Here is a 22805-nt window from a genome sequence, read left to right as displayed (position 1 = left end):
AACGATTTTTTGGCAAAAATAAAAATGCAATCCAGTACCAATCTGCTCTCTAACATCAAATGACGATCAGTGATTCAACTGGTGCGATCGTATATTTACGTTGACATCCAGATGTTTTCATTTAAGGTATTTATTAATGAATTCAGACTTGATCTATAAAAATGACTACTTCAAATCTTTATACTTATCAGCCAGATATACTAGGTGAAGATTATCAGCAACTGACCTTAAATTTCGCTGATGATTATGACGGAAAAGTTGTAGCCACTTTGGTACGAAAGAAGGCCGCTCAAACCACAAAAAAAGCAGTTTTATACATTCATGGTTTTGCAGATTATTTCTTCCAAAAAGAAATGGCAGAACAATTTAACCAGCATGGTTATGACTTTTATGCGCTTGACCTAAGAAAATATGGGCGTTCCAGACTGCCCCATCAGAAATTCTACTACGTGCTTGATTTACGCGAATACGATGCCGAAATCAGCAAAGCGCTAGAAATTATTGGACAAGAAAATCATCAACAGGTTGTACTGGCTGGACATTCGACGGGCGGTTTGATTGCAACACTATATGCTGCACATTATCCAGATCACCGTTTAATTAAAGCAGTTTGGGCCAATAGTCCTTTTTATGATTTCTACAAAAGTACCATCGAGAAAAAACTTGGTATTCCCTTGCTCAGTGAAGTTGGTAAACGACTACCAAAAGCGAAGTTCCCAAGTGGTCTCAATCAATGGTACACCCCAAGCTTACATAAGGATTTCTATGGGGAATGGGATTTCAATTTAGACTGGAAACCAAAAACCATGCCATTTGTGAATTTAAGTTTTGTGACGGCGATTCATGAAGCACAAAAAGAAATTCATCAAGGTGTGAGCTTAAATGTTCCAACCTTGATCATGCACTCACATCAATCCAACAATCCAAGAAAATGGGGTATTAATGCACAGCAAAGTGATGTCATTTTAGATGTAAAAGATATGACTCATAATGCTAAAAAAATGAAAGGTGATGTACAAACGCTAGCAATTCACAATGGTTTACATGACCTTGTGCTTTCAGCCCCACCCGTACGGGAAAAAGTTTATCAAGGACTTTTTGACTGGCTGGCAGAAAAACTTAAATAATCACTATGACCTTTCAATGCTCAACCGTATTGATAGCGTTTGAGCATTTTCTTGGCGGGGTGGTCTATAAATAGCTGGATTACCTCAAAGACGAGCATGTCGCCCCTGTATTAGAAGAGTCTCAAAACCGTAAGCTACTATTTTAAAATGATTTTTAAACAATAACGTACTCTTCTTTATTCAACTTAGGTCAGGATTAAGACATTGACTGTATAAATGTTTTAAGATGCGGTATTTTCCTATATCAATCATGGGTACGCGATAATGACAAAGTCCACCTTTATGAAAACAGTCAATGTTATTCAACACCTTGCTTTTGAAGATCTGGGTTCTTTAGAAGATGTTTTTTATCAGCTCGGTTTTCGCGTACGTTATTTTGAAGCTGGTGTCGATGATCTGAGTCCCGCCCTGAATTATGAAGGACTCACAGTGATATTAGGTGGGCCTATTGGCGTATATGAAACAGAGGACTATCCATTTCTCGTAGATGAAATTGCTGGACTTAAACAACGCCTTAAAGCCAATAAACCAACCATCGGCATTTGTTTAGGTGCACAATTGATTGCACATGCATTAGGTGCAAAAGTCTATGCAGGACACCAAAAGGAAATTGGCTGGAGTCAGTTAGAGATTAAAGCGGTTGAAAATAATCCATTAGCAGCCCTCGAAAATGTAGAGGTTTTACACTGGCACGGCGATACTTTTGATCTGCCAAGTAATGCCACCTTACTTGCCAGTTCAGCCATTTATCCAAATCAGGCTTTTTCTATAGGAAACAATATTCTTGCCCTACAGTTCCATCTTGAAATCACTGAACAAAGCTTTGAGAAATGGTTAATTGGTCATACCTGTGAAATACGTCATGCGGGGCTGTCTATTCCACAGTTAAGAGCAGATAATTTAGCTTACGCAATGCAACTGGAGAGTCAGACTGTAAAAGTCATCCAGCATTTCCTTGCGCATTTAGAGCAAGAATAATTTTCAAAGACTTAAAAGAAATCCTCATTTCCAGTGCTTTAATGATTTAAAGCACTTCTTTCTACGCCTAAAACTAAGACAATATGAATGAGAACGTATAAATAAATACACTTTAGGTAGCAAAGGAATACGCTTTAGGACAAATGCTGTCATCCAGTCACTGAAATATTGAAAGAAAATCTAATTCATTCTACTGTTCAAAGAATGTGCAGCACATTGCAAAGTGATTAATAATATTTTTGTGATTGAGAAAAATGGTTATTTTAAAATTTATCAAAAGTTTTCATACGCTGAATACGTATTTAGTTCTGTCTGCTCTTGTACTGATGGTTCTCTTAATCTATTTCTATCAAATCAATCCGCTTTAACTGGAAAATATGAAAATTCCATCATAAGAGAATCATCGTCTATGATTTTCTAATTGTATTTTTATTTAAAGAAAAAGGGCCTAATTTACTTTAGGCCCTTTTCATATTACTTCTTATCTGCTTTAAAGCTGTCTTTCAGATCAAGGATACGGTTAAACACAGGTTTTTCCGCTTGATGATCATACTGATCCGCAACAAAATAACCTTCACGTTCAAACTGGAAACGATCTTCAGGTTTTGCTTGTGCCAAAGCAGGCTCAATCACCGCTTGAACGATTTTTAATGATTCTGGATTCAGATGTGCAAGGAAATCATCATCTGCATCAGGCGCAGCTTCATTAAATAAACGATCATAGATACGAACTTCCGCAGGTACACCCTTGCTCGCCGATACCCAATGCACAACTCCTTTCACTTTACGCCCTTCAGGGTTCTTACCTAAAGTTTCAGGATCAATTGAACATTTAAGCTCAATCACTTCACCATTAGCATCTTTAATTACTTCATCGCATTTGATGACATAGGCATGGCGTAAACGCACTTCACCATCAGGAATCAGACGTTTAAAGCCTTTAGGTGGCACTTCTTCGAAATCTTTACGATCAATATAAAGCTCACGTGTTAAAGGAATAATACGCTCGCCCATATCAACGTTTGGATGACGTGCATGGGTTAAATCTAATTCTTCAGGTAAGTTGGTAAGGGTGACTTTGAGTGGATTTAATACCGCCATGCCACGTGCTGCTGCATTTTCCAATGACTGACGAATACAGAACTCAAGCATAGCCACATCGACAATACCATCAGTCTTTGAAACACCAACACGCTTACAGAAATCGCGTAAACCTTCAGGTGTAAAACCACGGCGACGCATACCCACTACGGTTGGCATACGTGGATCATCCCATCCCTGTACATAGTTGCCTTCAACCAATTTACGCAATTTACGTTTAGAGGTAATCGTATAGTCAACATTTAAACGTGAAGACTCGTACTGACGCGGTACTGCTTGCGAGTGAACTTTCTCTACAATCCAGTCATAGAATGGACGGTGATCCTGAAATTCTAAAGTACAAAGCGAATGGGTAATGCCCTCGATCGCATCTGACAATGGATGAGCATAGTCATACATTGGGTACATTTTCCATTTATCACCAGTTTGGTGATGCTCTGAATGCAATACACGATAAAGAATCGGATCACGCATATGGACATTTGGGCTAGCCATGTCAATTTTGGCACGTAGAACGGCACCGCCTTCCTGAATTTCACCATTACGCATTTGTTCAAAGCGCGCTAGGTTCTCGGCAACCGTTGCATCACGGTATGGCGAGTTTTTACCAGGTTCAACGAAATTACCGCGATTCAGCTTAATTTCTTCTGGGGTTTGCAAATCAACATACGCATCACCTTGTTCAATCAACTGAACTGCCCATGCATAAAGTTGATCAAAATAACCAGATGCATAACGCGGCTCGCCATTCCAGTTAAAGCCTAACCATTTTACGTCGTTGGCAATACCATCAACATATTCTTGTTCTTCAGCATCTGGGTTGGTATCGTCAAAACGTAAATTACATAAACCATCAAATTCTTCGGCAATACCAAAGTTCAAACAAATCGCTTTAACATGACCAATATGCAAGTAGCCATTTGGCTCAGGTGGGAAACGTGTGACAACTTTTTGGGTACGACCTTCTTTTAAATCATCAGTAATGACTTGACGAACAAAATCTAAGCCTGCCTGTTGTTCTTGCTGCGCAGCATCGACAGAGGCTTGAGTATTCGGCGTCGGGGTCTTTGGCAGTTCTGAAACAACATCATTTGGCTTCATAGGGTGTAAATCACTTCTTACAGTTAAAAAATAGGAAATAAAAACGCAATCTTTGCTTTTTCTGAAAGATTTTAACGTTTTTTACTTGCCTTGTAGTTTACAGTTTGCTTATGCTTCTCTCAACCAAAAACCCATGGTCAATTTGCCCATGTTTAGGAGATTAATGTAATGAGTTTTCCTCAAGTCGAATTAAACACCAACAAAGGTCGTATTGTTCTTGAGCTTAACGCTGAAAAAGCACCAAAAACGGTTGCAAATTTCTTAGAATATGTACGTGACGGTTTCTATGACGGCGTAATTTTCCACCGTGTGATTGATGGTTTTATGATCCAGGGCGGTGGCATGGACGAAAACTTCAAAGAGAAAGCAACTCGTGATTCAATCGAAAACGAAGCTGACAACGGCTTAAGCAACGATGAAGGCACAATTGCAATGGCGCGTACTCAAGCTCCGCACTCTGCTTCTGCTCAATTCTTCATTAACGTTAAAAACAACTCTTTCTTAAACCATACTGGTAAAACAGCTCAAGGCTGGGGTTATGCAGTATTTGGTAAAGTTGTTGAAGGTCTTGACGTTGTAAATGCAATTAAAGGCGTTCGTACAGGTAACCGTGGTTACCACGCAGACGTTCCTTTAGAGAATGTTGTGATTGAATCTGCTAAAATTATTTCTGAATAATAATCCCTTCTAACCTCCCTTTATAAAGAGAGGAAAGTCCCTCTTTCTTAAAGAGGGATTTAGGGAGATTTAAAAGGATAAAAGTGTGACCTACCTGTTTATTTCAGATTTACACTTGTCACCTGATCACCCTCGACTCGTTCGAGGGTTTTTGGCTTTATTAGATGAATACAAGAATAAAAATACCCAGCTCTATATTTTAGGTGACTGGTTTAATGCCTGGATTGGTGATGATTATACAGCACCTTGGCTAGATGAAATTATCACTGCCCTACAATCCTTTTCTGCCGCAGGTAATCAGATTTACTTCCAAGTGGGTAATCGTGATTTCGCCTTAGGTCAAAAGTTTCTAGATCAATTCAACGGTACTCTACTACCCGATGTTTATGCTATTGAAATTGGTCAAAAGAAATTTCGACTGGAACATGGCGATGCCTTATGTACCGATGATGTGGCTTACCAACGTTTCCGCAAAGTGATTCGTAATCCTGTGCTATTAGGGCTAATAAAACGAACGCCGCTCAGTTTTAGACAAAAACTTGCTAATGGTTTCCGTAAAAAGAGTAGTGCAACCAAACAACTGAAAAGTTATGACATCATGGATGTGAATGCTCAAGCAGTAGAATCCGTGATTGAACACGTTGATTATTTAATTCATGGTCATACTCATCGCCCTGAAATCCATCAGCTGCAAAATAAGCATCGTATTGTATTAGGTGACTGGCGTGAAGATTCTGCATGGATATTAGAGCTGAATGAGCAAGAAAATTATCAATTAGATTTTAAACAGTGGACTTATTAAATAAATTAGCTTAATTACCACAATACCCCTTCTGTATTTCCATAATTTTTTCAAAGCTTAAATTATTTAGCTTGTTCTTCAGTCACCCTTCTGTCGATTAATTCCTTGCACTGCATCAGCGCTTTAGCCATTTTACTTAGCTCAAGCACATACGACTTAAATCTATATAGAAATCACATTTAGCTACTTTCAGCAGCAGTTAGATGAAGTAAAATAAATTAAATTTTTAATTGAGTGAATGACGGATGGATACCTTAGCTACAGCAAAAACACGTTATGCAACCAAAGCTTATGATGCAGAGAAAAAAATTCCAAAAGAACAATTTGAAAAGCTTTTAGAAATTTTACGTTTCAGCCCTTCTTCTGTGAATATCCAGCCATGGCATTTTTTGATTGCCGAAACAGATGAAGCCAAACAACGTATTGCATCAGGCTTGACTGGCAACTATGTATATAATGCAGCTAAAGTGCTTCACTCTTCGCATACTTTAATCTTTTGTACGCGTACCGATATCTCAGCTGAGTATTTAGAACAGTTATTACAACAAGATGATCTCAGTGGCCGTTTTAAAGATGAAACTGCAAAACAGGGACAACGCGCCACACGCGAAGGCTATGTCGAGTTTTATCGTAATGAACTCAAAAATCTTTCAGCATGGATGGAAAATCAGACCTATCTGGCATTAGGACAATTACTTTTTGCTGCTGGTCTGGAAGGAATTGACGCAACACCGATGGAAGGCTTTGACCGTAACATCATCAATCAGGAATTTGGATTAACTGAAAAAGGTCTAAAAGCCTCGGTCATCGTGGCCTTAGGATATCGCAGTGAAAGTGATTTTAATGCCAAACTACCTAAATCACGTCTCCCTGACGACGTGATTTTCACTCGTTTATAAGCATTCAAAAAAGGGAGTATTGGTTACTCCCTTTTTACATCATGGCTTTTGCCAGACAAAGTACCGCAACAATACCACTGACCAGACCAATCCACGTATAAGCCTGTAAACGCTCTTTAAAGAAAATCACACCGCTCAACACACCGAGTATCACCACCAGAATATTCATACCAGCAAAAACGATAGCAGGCGTTTCCTTGAACATCATATGTGCTTTTACATATAAAGCGATATTGGCGAAATTCAGTACGCCGAGTACTAAACCCGTAAAAATATTTTTAGGTTGCCAATTCGGTTGTGTAATCGCGATATAAGCAATTGAAAGTATAAAAGCACCTATAAAAGCGAGATTGAGGGTAACAGCGGATTGTAATCCCAAACTACTGCTATATTTAAGCAGAACATCAATTGCAGCATAACCCGCCCAGACACTGAATAAAAATAAGGCGGACTTTAAGTTTAATCCTTTACTGGCTTTCTCGGTTGCCTGTCCAATAATAATCGCTAAAATTGCGATGATTCCTAGCCCCACACCCAGTAATTTGATCTGGCTGAACTGCTCCCCAAAAATAAAATAAGCCGCCAGCAAGGACAAAATCACTGCAAGGCGCTGTGCAATTTCAGCTTTAAGAATCCCGGCGAACTGTAATGATTTTGCCAGACACAGAAAAATACTCGGCAATAAAATGGCAAGAATTAAAATCAACCACCAAGGCGTGTGATTGAAAGAAATATGGGTAATATCGGTCTTGAACCAGTAAAAACATAAAATGCTTGCACTCAAATAATTCCATGCAATCATTTGAAAAACATCAAATCCCTTTGCTTTCAGATACTTCAATACAATCGAGACGAGAACACTACAACATGCCGCAGCAACAATCATTTCCATAATATTTATTCTAGCTTTTTAAAACACAAAAAAATGCCAGTCGATTAAAAGACTGGCATTTTCTTAAAGATCATCGATCAATTAACGATTATTTTCGTCTTCTTGACCATCTTCAAATTTAGTTTCGCCATCGAAGCCACCTTGATGACCGCCACCGAAGCCGCCTTGACCACCGAAGCCACCTTGACCGCCGAAGCCACCTTGACCGCCGAAGCCACCAGTAGAACCTTGACCACCGAAGCCGCCAGTAGCGCCTTGAGCTGGGAAGCCACCTGCAGCGCCTTGAGCACCAGCTGGACGTGGGTTACGCGCAGGAACAACTGTAGAAATCGCGTGTTTGTAAACCATTTGGCTTACAGTGTTTTTCAATAAAACGACATATTGGTCAAATGACTCAATGTGTCCCTGCAATTTGATACCGTTTACAAGGAAAATAGAAACTGGAATACGTTCTTTACGGAGAGAATTTAAGAACGGATCTTGTAAAGTTTGACCTTTAGACATTTTTAACTCCAAAAAATTTTTAAATCAGCGCAAAAAAACTATCTTTATTTTTCAACTAAAAATTATTAAAAAGACAGCTTGCGAATTTTGCTTTATCCAAAGAAGTTTCGCAAGTCTTCTTTCGCCTGCTTTATCGTCACGTAAGTTTTAAAATCGTGTATTTCTTGCAAAGAACGTAACCAAGTGTATTGACGTTTTGCTAATTGCCTTGTAGCAAATAGCGCTTTGTTCTCCATTTCTACTTTATTTTCGAGACTCAAGTCACTTTTTAATAAAAATTCTAAAGCTTGACGATAACCGACAGACCGCATAGATGGCAAATCATCATTTAAATCGTATTTTTCAATCAGTTCCTCTACTTCATTCAAAAAACCCATATCCCACATATTGCGCAATCTTTGCTCAATACGTTGATGTAATTCTAACCGATCTGGCATTAAGGCGTAGTTATGAAATGTGTAACGATATGGTTGATTTTTAGGTTGTTCAGCTTGTAATTTTGTTATTGGCTCGCCCGTAATTCGATAAACTTCCAATGCCCGAATAATTCGTTGTTTGTCTGACACTTTAAATTTCTGCCCAGCAATTGGATCCACTGCGACCAATTCGTCATAAACCACCTGCCAGCCTTCTTGTTCTGCTTTTAAATTAATGGCATCCCGAATATTTTGATCTGCATTAGGTAAATTATCAGCCAGTCCTTCTAACAGAGACTTAAAGTACAGCATGGTTCCCCCCACCAAAATCGGAGTTTTACCGCGTGCGTGCATATCATCAATCAGTGGACAGACATCTTCTACAAATTGCGCCGCTGAATACACTTCTAATGGCGTAATAATATCAATTAAATGGTGCGGATACTGTTCCTGCTCTGCTTGGGTCGGCTTAGCCGTTCCAATATCCATATCTTTATAAACTAAAGCCGAATCCACAGAAATCAGTTCATAATTACCACGCTCGTAAAGTTCACATGCCAATGCTGTTTTACCACTTGCGGTAGGCCCCATTAAATTGATGACGGGCAATTGATTTGACATGTAAAACTACTCTCCTCGAGCAAATAATTTATCTAGTTGATGCAATGGAAAAGCGCGCCAGGTTGGGCGACCATGATTACACTGACTGGCGAATTCGGTCTGTTCCATTTGGCGCAATAAGGCATTCATTTCTGAAAGGCTTAATTGACGATGAGCACGTACCGCACCATGACATGCCATCCCTGCTAAAAGCTCATCACGTTTTTGTAATAAACCTCTGGCTTCATCATTTGGATCCAAATCATTTAATAGCTCTGGAATCAGATTACCAAAATCAGCCTTGTGCAAAATGGCAGGAACGCCACGTACAATCACCTGCTCATCGCCATATTGATCAATTTCCAAACCTAAACGTTGCAATTGTGGCTGTAAATCCTCAATTCGCGTCGCCTGCATGCGGGTGATAGACACCACTTTCGGAATCAGCAATTGCTGTGAGGTCCAGAACTCAGGCTTATCCCATGCCGATTTCATTTGTTGTAACAGAATCCTCTCATGAGCAGCATGCATGTCCACAATAATCAGGCCTTCAGTATTCTGAGCCAGAATGTAAATGCCATGTAACTGTGCAATCGCAATACCCAACGGAAACTCATCTACTCGGGACGGCGCATTGTCTTCTTCAGTCGTTGTCTCAGACTCTTCACGTAAAGGTGCCAAATAGGTTTTCAAGGCATTATTTAATTGTGCCGAACCGTTATATTTGGGTTGCTGAGTCTGAGCTGAATTATACTGTACCGCCTGTGGGCGACTCTGATTAAACTCGGTTAATAAATCTGTCGACACTGCAGCGGGCTGATTAGATTGCGGTTCTGTTTCTACTGCTGCACGATGCAGATTAAATTGTTCCTGATATTTGGGTTGAGGTTGATAATTAAATTGATCATCCGCCTCAGCTGTTTTCATGGCCTGTGCCAGATCAGCAGTTGCCGTCTGGAACTGCGACAAGGTTGCTTTAGCATAATGACGCACAAACTCATGCACTTCACGTTGATTCAAGAAGCGAATTTCATGCTTGGTTGGATGCACATTGACATCAATATTTTCAGGATCAACTTCTAAAAATAACAAATAAGAAGAATGTTGATGCCCATGCAAAATACCGTCATAGGCCATACGCAAGGCATGCGAAATGGTTTTATCTTTAACAATACGACCATTCACATAAACATATTGCAAATCTGCTTGAGCACGCGCATCGGATGGGTGCCCCAACCAGCCAGACAAACGCATATTGATACTATCCGAATCAATCCAGTAGGCATTTTGGATAAATTGCTGCCCCAATAATTGTTGCACACGCTGATAACGTAATTCGCCACTATCCGCGATCGGCAGGTTTAAACGAATATTATCGTTATGTTCCAAAACAAAACGGATATCGAAATGGGTTAAAGCCAGACGACGAACAATCTCTTCAATATGATTAAATTCTGTGGTCGGTTTTTTTAAGAATTTACGGCGTGCTGGGACATTAAAAAATAAATCCTGTACACGAATATGCGTACCTTTCTGGGCGGCCACTGCCTGAATCTGCTGATGATCAAAAGCCGTCCCGTTCACTTCAACCTGATAGCCAACACCCTGTTCATCCTGACTGCTGGTTAAAGTTAAACGTGATACAGCTGCGATAGACGCTAAGGCTTCGCCACGAAAGCCCAGACTCACAATGGCATGTAAATCATCTGCGGTTTGAATTTTGCTAGTGGCATGTCGCATCACTGCCAAGGGTAAATCTTCTGGATGAATCCCGTTACCATTATCAATGATTTCAATCAGGGTCGAACCACCCTGCGCCACCCGAATAATCAGTTCAGTTGCGCCCGCATCAATCGAGTTTTCTAATAATTCTTTGACCACTGATGAGGGACGTTCAATGACCTCACCCGCTGCGATCTGGTTAGCTAAAGCAGCATCAAGGGTATGAATACGACGAGTTGCATCATGCGCCATTCAATTGTTCCTGCAAAATTTGAATTAAAGGTTCTGATTCTGTGGTTAAGGTGACAGATCGGGTCAATTCATCCTCTGATTTTTGAATATCAATCACGATATCTGGCTTTGGAATCTCATCGCCACCTTTAGATGGCCATTCAAACAGAAATAAGGCATCGGGCGTTTCCAGATAATCACGAATACCCATCAATTCCAATTCATAAGGATCATCTAAGCGATAAAGATCGAAATGGAAAATTTCTTTACCCTGAATGGTGTACGGTTCAACCAGTGTATACGTTGGGCTTTTTACCGAACCTTGATGACCGAGGTTTTGTAAAAAATAACGGGTAAAAGTCGTCTTGCCAGCACCCAAATCGCCGATCAAGTAAATAATGCCTGAATGCACGTGCTGAGACAGGATGTGTGCAAACTGTTGAGTGTCTTGTTCATGATTTAAGTTGAATTTCACTGAATATGACATGGCAAATAGAACAAAATTGGGATGCTGGCTATGATAACATTGCCCTGCTTCAAAGCCTAATAAACTCCTTTTAAACTGGCTTTTTTTACATCGTTTATACTGAGTCGTATCGCTGCATGACCTCTATTATTGAATTTGCTCCGCCACTGATCGACGGCGTGAGTGCCAGTAAAGTCTTTTTACCTCATGATGCTTCTGCAAACACCATTTTTGACTATCTCTGCCAGCATTTCCCTCACATACAACAAGAAGAATGGCAACAACGCTTTGTCGATGGGCTGATCTATGCAGCAGATGGTGCAAGACTCAATATAGAAAGTAGTTACACGCCCAATACCCACATTTTTTATTATCGTTTTCTCTCACATGAAGTTCATGTGCCCTTTCAACATGAGATTTTGTTTGAAAATGAAGATTTGCTGGTGGTCGATAAACCCCACTTTCTCACTATGACACCAACTGGACAATATGTTCAGGAAACGCTTTTGGTGAGATTAAAGAAACAAACAGGATATGCCGATCTCACACCGATTCATCGACTGGATCGGGAAACGGCGGGTGTGGTTTTATTCTGTAAGACACCTGCGACTCGCGGCATTTATCAGCAACTTTTTGCCGAACGTAAAGTCGAAAAGACTTACCACGCTATTGCCACCTATCGACCAGAACTCAACTTTCCGCAAATCTTGCAATTGCATCTGGAAAAAGGAAATCCTTTTTACACCATGCAAATTAATCCCGAAAAAACTGAGAATACGGAAACGCTAATCGAGTTGTTAGAACACAACCAACAGTTCGCAAAATACCAGCTCAAACCAAAAACAGGGAAGCAACACCAGCTACGCGTGCATTTAAATTATCTCGGCATTCCAATTTTAAATGACTCTTTTTACCCAATTGTCGCACATAAAGCAGACGATGATTTCAGTCATCCATTACAGCTATTGGCGAAGGACATTCATTTCATAGATCCTATTCTAAAACAGGAAATGGCCTTTAAATCCAACTTTGAACTGACATTGTAGTTACATCGTAATGACAAAAATTCTATTTTTTCACCTCAAAAATATTGAAATTACATTGCAATGGTTTAAAATACATGACGATAACTAAAAATATGTGGTTACATTCTTAATGCGTAAAACAGAAGTTTATCAGGTTCGCCTCGATTCTCAGGAAAAGAAACAGGCCTTTGCCGTTTTTAAGCAGTTGGGTATCTCCCCTGCTCAAGCCGTTCGCCTTTTCTTTAAACAAGTCGTACTGACCAAGTCGATTCCTTTTGCAATTGAAAACCAGAACATCAATATGGAACAACTGCTTAAGTTACGTAAATCGAAAGCCGCAGCATCTGCCGAGAATCCTTCAGCAGTTGAAATTGAGGACGATCACGAAGATCTATTTGAAGAATTGAATGCGCTGTTAGGTGAAAGTGACAAAACTTAACAATGTTGCATTTATAAACAAGTTTTTATTTTTTAAGCTGAATTTTTTTCGCTATTCTGACAGTCCAAATAAAACTATAAGTGTAAGGATGGGCTGGAATGATTGTTAAGCGAGCAACAAAGGAAGATCTTCATCAACTTGCTGTCTTGTTTGACGAATACCGTCAATTCTACGGTGCATCATCAAATCTTGAACAATCCTATCAATTTCTGAATCATCGTTTTGACAATAAAGACAGTGTTATTTTCATCCACGTTAAAGATGATGTATTCACAGGTTTTGTTCTACTCTACCTTGCCTTTTCTTCAGTTGCCTGTGAAACCTATTACATATTAGATGATGTCTATGTCACCCCAAGTTATCGTAAACAAGGTTCAGCTAAACAGTTGATTGATACCGCCATACTTTTTGCCCGTCATGAAAATGCTCAACGGATTAGTCTGGAAACCCAAAAAAATAATTATCAATCCCATCGCCTCTATGAACAAATGGGATTTATTCAGGACAGTGAGTTTAAGACCTATCATTGCTTCCTGAAGTAATTAAGCCTCTACAGCGATATTTTGGCTCAACTGTTTTTGTTCATCACTTAAATACATCCATTCACCTTCAGGCAAGTCTGGAAGTTCAAGCAAACCGACTTGATGCCGATGTAAAGCTTCCACTTTATTCCCGACAGCAGCCAACATACGCTTAACTTGATGATAAACGCCTTGATGAATGGTCATGCTCAACTGATGTTCCGAAAATAATTGAATATCTGTTGCAGCATAAATCCCCTTTTCATTTCTAAGTTCAACACCCTGCTGCAAGCCTTGAATTTGCTCAGGTGTGATCGGATCCGCTGTGGTGACATGATAAACCTTAGGCACATGTTTACGCGGATGGGTCAATGCTTGTAAAAATTGCCCATTATCGGTGAGAAGCAATAAACCTGTAGTGTCCTGATCCAGCCGCCCTACGCATTGAATACCGCGATGAAGTAAAATTTCAGGAAATAAGCTAAAAACACTTTTATGATGTGTAGCCTGATGTGAACATTCATAGCCTTGCGGTTTGTTTAAGACAATATAGACATGCTCGCGATATTGATATTCTTCACCAAAGACCTGAAATACAAGCTGATCAGTATTGATATTCTGTTTGGGATTATCACAAATCTGATTTTCAATCTGGACAGAACCATTTTTAATTAACTGCTGGCAATATTTACGTGAACCAAAGCCTTGAGATTGCAAAATTTTTTCCAGCAGCATATATAAATCCTAAACGAAACTTTTTCTATTGTACCCGATTAGCGTAAAGCCCGTTGTTCATTGCGCATTCATTCTTTATTTTTATAATTTATTCACAATTTCTTCACTTGTAATAGAACTCAAACAAAACCCTCGTGAAACTCTCTCAATCCAGATATTGCACTCCATAATTTCACTAAAAAGTCTTGTTACATTTGTCACAAGCAAAAAGAATACTGTCCAAAAGAATGGATAAGGAGTTTCATCATGAAATCAAATATGTGGTTATGTGGCGTTATCTTGGCAGCCTCATCAATGGTCACTGTTGCACATGCAGACAACACGACTCGTGTTGCAGCAACCTCGGCTCTAGGCAGCGTAGTTGGTACAGCTATAGGTAAACAACTGGGCGGTAATACGGGTGCCATGATTGGTTCAGCAATTGGTGGTGCTGGCGGTGCAGCTGCATCAAGTAATCGACGTGACCGTACTGAAGCTGCGATTGGTGGTGGTTTAGGTGGTGTCGGTGGTTATACTGTCGGTCGTAACATGGGCGGAACCAATGGTGGCTATATCGGCGCAGCATTAGGTGCTGCTGGTGGTGCCGCTTTAGGTCAAAAAGTAGGTCAGGATCGTGATGATGACCGTCGCTATGATCGCCGTTATGACAACCGCCGCTCGTATGACGACCGTCGTTATTACAATTCACGTCATAACTACCGTCATGACAATGGTCGCCATCGTGGTTGGTACAAAAACCGTTAATCCATTCGGTTGAATATTCGTTTTACCCTTTATAGCACCTTCGGGTGCTTTTTTTATTGCATTGAAACAATATATCGAACAAATTCGATATACAAACTCAAACTTATATCGTAGTATTTCGATATATAGTTTTGAGATGTAATGATGAAAACACTACAAGATATAAAGTTCTCTATTTTGGAATTGGCTCCTGTTAGAGATGATAAGACTATTGAATTTTCACTACGCCATGCTTTAGAGCTCGCACAGCATGCCGAAAAGCTAGGTTATGAACGCTTTTGGCTGGCAGAACATCACAACATGGATGGAATTGCCAGTTCTGCTACAGCGGTTTTATTGGGTTTTATTGCTGCAAATACTCAAAAGATCCGCTTAGGGTCAGGCGGTATCATGTTGCCAAACCATGCGCCACTGGTTGTTGCTGAGCAATTCGGCACATTGGCAACCTTGTACCCTGATCGTTTTGAACTGGGCTTGGGTCGTGCACCTGGTACAGATCAGATGACCATGCGTGCGTTACGCCGAGGTCGTCAGGAAACTGAAGATCAATTCCCACAAGACGTGCTGGAAATTTTACAATATTTCAAAGCTCCACAACCTAATCAGCGCATTATTGCTACACCTGGTCAAAATACCCACGTTCCAGTCTGGTTATTAGGCTCAAGTTTATTTAGTGCGCAACTTGCAGCCAAGCTTGGACTGCCTTATTCATTTGCTTCGCATTTTGCTCCACGAATGTTAGGTCAAGCAATCGAAATCTATCGAGATAATTTCCAGCCTTCTGAATATCTGGATAAGCCTTATGTCTCAATGGGCGTCCCTACCGTAGTTGCCGAGACAGACGAAGAAGCGCAATATCTGGCAACTAGTTCGTATCAACGCATTTTGAATCTGATCCGTGGTCACAGCTTGAAACTCAAGCCACCTGTTGAATCTACACAAGGTCTGGCAACCAGTGCTGAGCAGCTTGCCATTCAGAATTTCTATGCTATGGCTCAAATCGGTTCGGCTGAAACCGTTAAAGCAGGTTTAAATAAAATCGCCAGCCAATATGAAGTTGATGAGTTTATTTTCACCTGTGATATTTATGATACAGAGAAACGTTTAGAAAACTTTAGCCTGTTGATGGATCTTAAGAACAGCTAAATGCTGCTATCTGAAAGTAAGCATTATTTTTTCAAATGATGCTTACTTCACAACACCGATATACTGATAAACCTTATTGGTTTTACGATAGCGCAAATACTTGGCTTGCGGTTTTCCATTTTTATCCAGCAGCATAATATCAATATGATTCAGATTTTTATCACTACGAATATAGTCAGGAATATCATTCGGACCTTCATGATTGTTACAATCAAAATCGACCTGTATGCGATCCAGTAATTTGGTTTTGGTCTGGAATATTTTTACTGTCTGAATCAGTCCCGTTTGAGTCGGCTGTAAAGCATCAATCGTATAAGCACCAATACAACTGCTACCTTTATAATAACTATTCACCAAATAAACAGGTTTTTCCATTAATACAGTTTGTTTAACATCAAAAATCAAACCCGTCTCGACAGGCGTTAAATGAGTTTTCCCACTCTTTTGAGTTTGCACATAGGATGAGTATTCCCCCATCGTTCCGCCACCGCCTACATCAAAAGTATAAAACTTTAACTGTTTATCCGGTGAAAACTGAATACGCACATGGTAATGATCTTCAAAAGCAGGAAAAGAATAATTGAAGCTAGCAGGGTCATTCTCTATTTTATGAACGATATCCGACTCGATTGCCTGATTGACCTGATAAAAGTCTTTATTCGCATATTTTTGAATCAGCTTTTGCTCAAACTGCGCCAATGTTTCTGCATGGGTTGGTAAAACCACAACAAATGGTAAAAGAAGTATCAGTCTTTTCATTGTATTCTCCTGTTCTTGTCATTCTGGAAATAAAAAAAGCGTAGCACTTCGACCACGCTTTTCGATTGAAACCCCTATTTAACCAATGCGACGTTTTAAACCGGTCATCTGTAAAACACGTGTTGAAATTTCTTCAATCGACATCTCGGTGACGTTGAGATATTTAATCCCTTCCGAGATATAAATGCCTTCAACCGCACGTAGTTCCATCTGGCACTGACTAAAGCTTGAATAGCGGCTATTGGCCTTGCGCTCATTGCGGATTGCCACCAGACGCTCGGCATCAATCATCAAACCAAACAGTTTATGCTTATGTTCACGCAGCACTTTTGGCAAACGGTTATCGTCAAGATCTTCCTCGGTTAAAGGATAGTTTGCAACACGAATACCAAATTGTAATGACAAATAAATCGAGGTTGGCGTTTTACCAGAACGGGACACACCAATCAAAATGATATCGGCTTTGTCATAATGACGTGTTCTGGCACCATCATCATTATCCAGTGCGAAATGTACCGCATCGATACGAGCCTTATAATATTCAGAATCTGTTACGGCATGCGTTTGTCCAACCAATGTCGTTGGCGGAACCCCTATTTCTTGTTCTAATTTACTGATTAAACCTTCAAACACATCCAGATTGACTGCCTTGGCCGTATTGATAATTTCACGGACATGCGGATCGACCAGCGTATCAAAAACCAACGGTAAAGAGCCATCCCGAGACTGACACGCATTGATCTCTGCCACAGCGACCATTGCTGCCTCTTCTGTCGCAATATAAGGCATGATATGGATATCAAAATCCACGTTTGGAAATTGCGCAAGTAGTGAATGTCCAAGGGTTTCTGCGGTAATCGCGGTGCCATCCGAAATAAAAAAAACGCTCCGTTTAATTTCTTTACTTACGGGCATCAAAATTCTCCTTAAACATTTGTCTTAGTGCTCTATAATCTTTATAGTAAACTCATCTAACATGACTGTCGCTTAGTAAAATACTAAATCTAGGCACTTTTGTATAATTTCATACCAATGATGGTCATTCATACTGCAAAAAAAGTGGAGTAAATACTTTGGAAGCGCGCGTAATCGGTCTGGAAAAATTAGGAAAACACGATGTCGAACTCGTAGGTGGGAAAAACTCATCTCTGGGTGAAATGATCAGCCATTTATCCAATGCTGGTGTATCGGTACCGGGTGGTTTTGCAACAACTGCTGCTGCCTATCGTGAGTTCTTGGATCAAAGCGGCTTAAATGCTCGAATTCAGGCTGAACTTACCCAACTCAATGTTGATGATGTCATTGCACTTGCTGAGACTGGTGCGAAAATCCGTAAATGGATTGTTGACACTCCGCTTACTGCGACATTAGAACAAGAAATTCGTGATGCTTTTGCAGCACTTTCAAACGGCAACCCAGACATTGCCGTTGCTGTACGTTCTTCGGCAACTGCTGAAGACTTACCTGACGCTTCATTTGCAGGGCAACAAGAAACTTTCTTAAATATCCGTGGTATTGATAATATTCTTATCGCGATTAAAGAAGTATTTGCTTCTCTTTATAATGACCGCGCAATTGCTTACCGTGTACACCAAGGTTTTGAACATAGTGTTGTTGCCCTTTCTGCTGGTGTACAACGTATGGTTCGTTCTGAAACAGGCGCTGCTGGTGTAATGTTTACACTAGATACAGAATCTGGTTTCCGTGATGTCGTATTTATTACTGCATCTTACGGCTTGGGCGAGATGGTTGTACAAGGTGCTGTTAACCCTGACGAATTCTATTTATCAAAACCATTATTAAATGCGGGTAAACATTCTGTTTTACGTCGTAACCTCGGTTCTAAACACCAGAAAATGATTTATGGTGAAGAAGGTGCGGCGGGTAAATCAGTTGTGATCGTTGATGTTGAAAAACAGGAACGCCAACAGTTTGCATTAAATGATCATGAGCTTCACGAATTAGCGAAGCAAGCTTTGATCATTGAACAGCATTATGGTTCTCCAATGGACATCGAATGGGCGAAAGATGGCGATGACGGCCAAATCTATATCGTTCAAGCACGTCCAGAAACAGTAAAAAGTCGCCAGAATGTCGGCACAATGGAACGTTACCTGTTAAAGCAACGTGGTACTGTTATTTGTGAAGGTCGTTCAATCGGTCAACGTATCGGTTCTGGTAAAGTCCGTGTTGTCACGTCGATTAAAGAAATGGACAAGGTACAGGACGGTGATGTACTTGTATCTGACATGACTGACCCAGATTGGGAACCAGTGATGAAGCGTGCCGCTGCCATTGTGACCAACCGTGGTGGTCGTACTTGTCACGCAGCAATTATTGCACGTGAATTAGGTGTTCCTGCGATTGTCGGTTGTGGTAATGCAACAGAAGTTCTTGCTGATGGTCAGGAAGTGACTGTTTCATGTGCTGAAGGTGATACAGGCTTCATTTATGAAGGTGCGCTAGACTTTGAAGTGCAACGCAACTCAATTCACTCTATGCCACAATTACCGTTCAAAATCATGATGAACGTGGGTAACCCTGACCGCGCATTTGACTTTGCTCAGATTCCAAACGAAGGGATCGGCCTTGCACGTCTTGAGTTCATCATTAACCGTATGATTGGCGTACACCCGAAAGCATTATTGAACATTGACAGCTTACCACGCGAAACACGTGCTGCTGTTATGGCGCGTACTGCGGGCTACTCTTCTCCAATCGAATTCTATGTTGAGAAATTGGTTGAAGGTATTTCTACACTTGCAGCAGCATTTGCAGACAAGCCTGTGATCGTTCGTATGTCTGATTTCAAGTCAAACGAATATGCAAACTTGATCGGCGGTAAACTTTACGAGCCAGAAGAAGAAAACCCTATGTTGGGCTTCCGTGGTGCAAGCCGTTATGTTTCGGATAACTTCCGTGACTGCTTCGAACTTGAATGTCGTGCATTGAAAAAAGTTCGTGATGAAATGGGCTTAACCAACATTCAAATCATGATCCCATTCGTACGTACGGTTTCTGAAGCAAAACGTGTAATCGAATTACTTGCTCAAAACGGCTTGAAACGTGGTGAAAATGGTCTAAAAGTGATCATGATGTGTGAGCTTCCAACCAATGCATTATTGGCTGAACAGTTCCTTGAACACTTCGATGGTTTCTCGATCGGTTCAAACGACTTAACCCAGTTAACACTCGGTCTTGACCGTGACTCTGGTATCGTTTCTCACCTGTTCGACGAACGTGATCCAGCAGTTAAAGCGCTTCTTTCTATGGCAATTCATGCATGCCGCAAAGCAGGCAAATACGTTGGTATTTGCGGTCAAGGTCCTTCGGATCATCCTGACCTTGCGAAATGGCTAATGGAACAAGGCATTGAGTCTGTGTCATTGAACCCTGACTCAGTGCTTGACACCTGGTTCTTCCTTGCTGAAGAACAGATCAAGAAAGCTTAATCTTTTTTAGAAAAAGACCCTCTTTCGTAGGGTCTTTTTTCATCTTAGGGTCTGTTGGCACTTCAGAGATACTTGTGACAACGGACATTTTTAGGCAATACAAGGCATGGCTTACGTAATTTAGCTATTCTAAATAAGTAAGACATAACGTAGTAGTGGCAAAAATGTCCTTGTCCCGTAGGGTTATGGCAAAAACCGCCCCAAACTTCGTTATGAAACTTGACAAGGGGTTTGCCATTGTCTACGTTTCATGCCTTGTTTGGGTTGTTTTAGCCTATAACACAAGACATGTCTGAAATGTCAACACCCCCTTGTAATTGAGATTTTTAAATTATGCAAATTTACTTGGCTCGTAACAATCAACAAGCTGGTCCCTATAGTTTAGAACAAGTGAACCAAATGCTTGCCAGTCAACAAGTTTTATTGACGGATCTGGCTTGGCACGAAGGTATGACTGAATGGAAAACACTTGGTGAACTTACTCAAGGTAAACTTGTATACGAACCTGTAGGTTACACACCTTTTAGTGCTCCGATTAAAACAGAAACAGAGAACGCTTCTTTTAAAATCAAGGTTGAGCAAAAAGCCAAACCAGAATTAGCACCCTTCCACTCTCGTGCGCTTGCAAAAGTACTGGACTTGATTCTTTGGTTGCCAATGGCAGCTATTCCTTCTTTTTTCTTTAACGAAAGCCAATATAAAGAATTGTTTGAAATTCAAAAGCAATTACAGGCAGCTCAAGTTGCATCAAGTAAGGCTGTAGAATTACAGCAGCAGCTCATGCACCTTATTCCGAATGAAGCATGGATGAGTATTTTTGCTTATTTGATTATTATGCTCATGATTCAGGCTTTTTTTATTGCAAAATCAGGTCAGAGTATTGGTAAGAAAATTGCGAAAATTAAAATTGTAGATGCTGAAACATTTACTCAAGTCAGCTCAATTCGCGCTTTTTGGTTACGCAGTATTTTGTTCATTATTTTAAATCTGCTGTTTATGCCATTTATTACAATTGTTGATTATGCTTTCTTCGCATTGAACAAAAATCGTCAAACTCTGCACGATAAATTGGCAAAAACCAAGGTAATTAAACAGTAATCACAAATCAATAAAGAAAAGAGGATTTATTCCTCTTTTCTTTTATATTAAATTGATATCTATACAAAAAGAACTTAACTCAACCTTAATTCCTACAAGATAAATCGGGTTTTAAAACAAGCATTTCAGGCCACTTTATCAGTAGCTTAGTTCTTCAATATGAGGCATAATGCCCAACAACGTAGCGGTGTCGCGTGATTGCTAAGCATTTTTTAAACAATTCTTATCAATCACGCGACACTTTAATCGCTATCCCATAATTTAATTAGGGAATGGGACTCTTCACCGAGGTTGTAAAATGAGACAAACGATTTTAGCTGTATTGTCTTTATCTGCGATGGCCGCGCTCTTAACTGGGTGTGGCGGTGATATGGTACTTCTAAACAATAAAGGTCCAGTTGGTCAAGGTCAAAGTAACTTGATGATGACTGCGATCTATTTAATGCTATTGGTGGTAATTCCATCAATTGTTATGGCATTGTGGTTTGGTTGGAAATATCGCGCGTCGAATAAAGATGCAGACTATAAACCTACTTGGGCACACTCTACGACAATTGAGATCGTTGTTTGGGGTGTTCCTGTCATTATTATTGGTATTTTAGCTTGGTTAACTTGGTGGGGTTCCCACAAGTACGACCCTTACCGTCCGTTAGAATCTGATAAAGCACCATTAACTATTCAAGCTGTCGCTGAACAGTTCAAGTGGATTTTTATCTATCCTGAGCAAAACATTGCAACGGTAAATGAAGTACGCTTCCCAGAGCAAACACCAGTAAGCTTTAAGATCACTTCTAACTTTACGATGAACTCTTTCTTCATCCCACAGTTAGGTGGCCAGATCTACGCAATGGCTGGTATGCAAACTCACCTGCACCTATTAGCAGATGAACCAGGTATTTTCCGTGGTTTCTCAGCAAACTATTCAGGTTACGGTTTCTCACAAATGCGCTTTAAAGCACACAGTGTGACTGAACCAGAATTTGCACAATGGGTAGCAGACATCAAAGCTGGTAAAGGCGACACAATCATTGTTGATGAGCATGGTACAAAAGCCATTCAAAAACCGATCCTTGACCAAGCCGAGTTAGCAACGCTGAAAGATGGCGATCGTTCTAAGCATCAGATCGAGCATTTAGTGAATCGTGCTAAAGCTGCTGGTGATGAAGAAGCGCTTGCTAAAGCTGAAGCGATGACACCGTTCCCGACTAAGCCACACCCAGTGACTTATTACTCATCAGTTGAACCAAAATTGTTTGAAACAATCATCAACCACTATATGAGTAACTATCACGGTGCTGACCATTCTGCTGGACATGCAACAGCAGAAACTCATGCTGCAGCAGAACACGCTGCTCAAGGGGAATAAGAC

The 22805-nt window shown here is 40.4% G+C and carries 22 protein-coding genes; 13 read left to right on the top strand and 9 right to left on the bottom strand.

Going from position 1 to position 22805, the window contains the following annotated elements; all coding sequences use genetic code 11:
- Positions 1–161: 161 nt before the first annotated feature.
- Together PJ15_RS16175 and PJ15_RS16170 are read left to right on the top strand one after the other, a co-directional pair.
- Positions 162–1127 (top strand): alpha/beta hydrolase, encoded by a 966-nt coding sequence (locus PJ15_RS16175; RefSeq protein WP_047432559.1) that lies wholly within the window; start codon positions 162–164, stop codon positions 1125–1127.
- Between the two features lie 264 nt (positions 1128–1391).
- Complete coding sequence (locus PJ15_RS16170; protein ID WP_047432558.1) at positions 1392–2105, top strand: glutamine amidotransferase; 714 nt, start codon at positions 1392–1394, stop codon at positions 2103–2105.
- Between the two features lie 474 nt (positions 2106–2579).
- Here the strand turns inward: PJ15_RS16170 and PJ15_RS16165 are convergent, their stop codons facing one another.
- Positions 2580–4307, bottom strand: a complete 1728-nt coding sequence (locus PJ15_RS16165; protein WP_047432556.1) for a glutamine--tRNA ligase/YqeY domain fusion protein — start codon at positions 4305–4307, stop codon at positions 2580–2582.
- Between the two features lie 168 nt (positions 4308–4475).
- Here PJ15_RS16165 and PJ15_RS16160 point away from each other — a divergent pair, with 168 nt between their 5' ends.
- From PJ15_RS16160 to PJ15_RS16150, 3 genes are all read left to right on the top strand, one after another.
- A complete protein-coding gene (locus tag PJ15_RS16160; RefSeq protein ID WP_004771615.1) occupies positions 4476–4985 on the top strand; it encodes a peptidylprolyl isomerase in 510 nt (169 codons plus the stop codon).
- Positions 4986–5070: 85 nt separating this feature from the next.
- Positions 5071–5787 carry a UDP-2,3-diacylglucosamine diphosphatase gene (locus PJ15_RS16155; protein ID WP_047432543.1) on the top strand — a complete coding sequence of 239 codons (717 nt, stop codon included), beginning with the start codon at positions 5071–5073 and terminating at the stop codon, positions 5785–5787.
- Between the two features lie 245 nt (positions 5788–6032).
- Positions 6033–6686: an oxygen-insensitive NAD(P)H-dependent nitroreductase NfsB gene (locus tag PJ15_RS16150; protein ID WP_047432537.1), complete on the top strand. Its 654-nt coding sequence runs from the start codon at positions 6033–6035 to the stop codon at positions 6684–6686.
- A gap of 34 nt (positions 6687–6720) precedes the next feature.
- On the opposite strand, the gene PJ15_RS16145 is transcribed toward PJ15_RS16150, so the two are convergent.
- From PJ15_RS16145 to tsaE, 5 genes are all read right to left on the bottom strand, one after another.
- The gene (locus PJ15_RS16145) at positions 6721–7578 is read right to left on the bottom strand and encodes an EamA family transporter (RefSeq protein ID WP_047432534.1); all 858 of its coding nucleotides are present in this window, start codon (positions 7576–7578) and stop codon (positions 6721–6723) included.
- 81 nt (positions 7579–7659) lie between these two features.
- Positions 7660–8082: an RNA chaperone Hfq gene (hfq, locus tag PJ15_RS16140; RefSeq protein WP_047432533.1), complete on the bottom strand. Its 423-nt coding sequence runs from the start codon at positions 8080–8082 to the stop codon at positions 7660–7662.
- 92 nt (positions 8083–8174) lie between these two features.
- On the bottom strand, positions 8175–9119 hold the full coding sequence (gene miaA / locus PJ15_RS16135) for a tRNA (adenosine(37)-N6)-dimethylallyltransferase MiaA (protein WP_047432530.1): 945 nt from the start codon (positions 9117–9119) through the stop codon (positions 8175–8177).
- Positions 9120–9125: 6 nt separating this feature from the next.
- On the bottom strand, positions 9126–11072 hold the full coding sequence (gene mutL / locus PJ15_RS16130) for a DNA mismatch repair endonuclease MutL (protein ID WP_047432528.1): 1947 nt from the start codon (positions 11070–11072) through the stop codon (positions 9126–9128).
- Entirely contained in the window at positions 11062–11538 is a 477-nt protein-coding gene (gene tsaE, locus PJ15_RS16125; protein WP_047432526.1) for a tRNA (adenosine(37)-N6)-threonylcarbamoyltransferase complex ATPase subunit type 1 TsaE, read from the bottom strand. Before tsaE ends, mutL begins: the two co-directional genes overlap by 11 nt.
- Positions 11539–11654: 116 nt before the next feature.
- Between tsaE and PJ15_RS16120 the strand changes: the two genes are divergently transcribed.
- From PJ15_RS16120 to PJ15_RS16110, 3 genes are all read left to right on the top strand, one after another.
- Positions 11655–12563: a pseudouridine synthase gene (locus tag PJ15_RS16120; protein ID WP_047432524.1), complete on the top strand. Its 909-nt coding sequence runs from the start codon at positions 11655–11657 to the stop codon at positions 12561–12563.
- 109 nt (positions 12564–12672) lie between these two features.
- Positions 12673–12981, top strand: coding sequence for a type II toxin-antitoxin system RelB/DinJ family antitoxin (locus PJ15_RS16115; RefSeq protein ID WP_004771601.1), 309 nt, complete (start codon positions 12673–12675; stop codon positions 12979–12981).
- Positions 12982–13079: 98 nt separating this feature from the next.
- Positions 13080–13523 (top strand): GNAT family N-acetyltransferase, encoded by a 444-nt coding sequence (locus PJ15_RS16110; RefSeq protein ID WP_047432521.1) that lies wholly within the window; start codon positions 13080–13082, stop codon positions 13521–13523.
- On the opposite strand, the gene PJ15_RS16105 is transcribed toward PJ15_RS16110, so the two are convergent.
- Positions 13524–14237 (bottom strand): pseudouridine synthase, encoded by a 714-nt coding sequence (locus PJ15_RS16105; protein WP_047432520.1) that lies wholly within the window; start codon positions 14235–14237, stop codon positions 13524–13526. It abuts the gene before it with no gap.
- 246 nt (positions 14238–14483) lie between these two features.
- Between PJ15_RS16105 and PJ15_RS16100 the strand changes: the two genes are divergently transcribed.
- Positions 14484–14981, top strand: coding sequence for a glycine zipper 2TM domain-containing protein (locus PJ15_RS16100; RefSeq protein WP_004771597.1), 498 nt, complete (start codon positions 14484–14486; stop codon positions 14979–14981).
- Positions 14982–15125: 144 nt separating this feature from the next.
- The gene (locus PJ15_RS16095) at positions 15126–16127 is read left to right on the top strand and encodes an LLM class flavin-dependent oxidoreductase (RefSeq protein WP_171248620.1); all 1002 of its coding nucleotides are present in this window, start codon (positions 15126–15128) and stop codon (positions 16125–16127) included.
- Positions 16128–16169: 42 nt separating this feature from the next.
- Here PJ15_RS16095 and PJ15_RS16090 read toward each other — a convergent pair whose 3' ends face one another.
- Both PJ15_RS16090 and PJ15_RS16085 read right to left on the bottom strand, forming a co-directional pair.
- A complete protein-coding gene (locus PJ15_RS16090) occupies positions 16170–16886 on the bottom strand; it encodes a hypothetical protein (RefSeq protein WP_047432514.1) in 717 nt (238 codons plus the stop codon).
- 78 nt (positions 16887–16964) lie between these two features.
- Positions 16965–17801: a pyruvate, water dikinase regulatory protein gene (locus PJ15_RS16085; protein WP_004771591.1), complete on the bottom strand. Its 837-nt coding sequence runs from the start codon at positions 17799–17801 to the stop codon at positions 16965–16967.
- A 158-nt stretch (positions 17802–17959) separates the two neighbouring features.
- On the opposite strand from PJ15_RS16085, the gene ppsA reads away from it, so the two are divergent.
- The 3 genes from ppsA (at position 17960) to cyoA (ending at position 22802) form a co-directional block, all read left to right on the top strand.
- Complete coding sequence (gene ppsA / locus PJ15_RS16080; protein WP_004771590.1) at positions 17960–20338, top strand: phosphoenolpyruvate synthase; 2379 nt, start codon at positions 17960–17962, stop codon at positions 20336–20338.
- Positions 20339–20671: 333 nt separating this feature from the next.
- Complete coding sequence (locus PJ15_RS16075) at positions 20672–21436, top strand: RDD family protein (RefSeq protein ID WP_047432511.1); 765 nt, start codon at positions 20672–20674, stop codon at positions 21434–21436.
- 298 nt (positions 21437–21734) lie between these two features.
- A complete protein-coding gene (gene cyoA / locus PJ15_RS16070) occupies positions 21735–22802 on the top strand; it encodes a ubiquinol oxidase subunit II (RefSeq protein WP_047432507.1) in 1068 nt (355 codons plus the stop codon).
- Positions 22803–22805 lie beyond the last annotated feature (3 nt).

Origin of the sequence: Acinetobacter sp. neg1 (genome assembly GCF_000788125.1) — a bacterium.
Taxonomy (GTDB): domain Bacteria; phylum Pseudomonadota; class Gammaproteobacteria; order Pseudomonadales; family Moraxellaceae; genus Acinetobacter; species Acinetobacter vivianii.
This window is presented reverse-complemented; position numbering and strand designations above follow the sequence as displayed.